We start from the raw sequence: 1007 nt of genomic DNA, 5'->3' as shown, positions 1-1007 counted from the left end.
CAAATAACAATTAGCTTGATGTGAATACAAGGACCTATTTCGGCATCAATTTCGTCGTATATCAGCTTGCTTAAAAAGGTTTATCATGCTCTTTCTACAACATTGTGCTGTTTACAGCTCACCCTTCTCTTTGCTGAATGAAACACTAGCTTTAACTTACTAAGTTATAGCTAGTTAGTAACTTATTCCTATTGTTCGATTGGGCAAGTAGCAAATTTATGCTGGCTTGACATTTTTGTGCGCACTGATTTTGGTTGGTAGCAAAGAGAGTTTGCCTCACTCTGCCAAGGTCAAAGATATAAGTGTGCTCTCAACTTTGGAAAATATAGGAAGGTTTTATGGTATCTAGTCCTATATTTTATTGTGATGAGCAAATATTTTGGTCGTGAGAACTAATGCAATGTCATTAAAAAATAAAAGTTTCTATTGGGTAGGCGAACCGCCAACAAGTAATTTCTGTGAGGGAGTTATCTTAGTTAATCAGATCGAAGAGGTCCCAGTTGGTTTGGGGGGGATGGTGTGTATTTCCTACCAAGACACTCAGCAGATAAACCATGCGTTAAAAGCATTTTTTAAAGAGAAAGGGCGTTGGTCATGGGCGGTTTATGTCACTGTGGAAACTCCTTATTCTCGATGTATTGCCGACGGTGTATTTGAAGAATTAGAGTCAAAAAAAGTTTGGCGATCCATTCAAAGCAAGATCGACTCCATTGACGAACCGGACGTGTTGGACCCGTTGATTGGTTGGCTTGGAGTAAATCGTCAGCGTCGAGTGAGCGCTTTAAAAAGTTTAGAGTCTACGTCGATTTATTCGTTTCCGATAATTGACCTTCTGTTTCCTGATATTTATTCCACTTATCGATACGTACTCTCCGAGCAAGGCCGGGGAGTATTAGAGCCAGAAGCGCTGATTGACAGAATTCGTGTTTGCTCCCATTGCAATAGTGGACACTTGAATTATGTAGAAGTATGTCCTGACTGCAGCAGTATCGACATCGATTCTCAGA

Annotated in this window: 1 pseudogene; it reads left to right on the top strand. The window is 40.2% G+C overall.

Annotated features, from left to right (window positions below):
- Positions 1-400: 400 nt before the first annotated feature.
- A pseudogene (locus tag R7P67_RS26720) lies at positions 401-1007 on the top strand (diguanylate cyclase); the annotation flags it as partial.

The organism is Vibrio sp. Vb0937, assembly GCF_033338855.1.
Note: the sequence above shows the minus strand (reverse complement) of the source record. Positions and strands in the feature narration are given on the sequence as shown.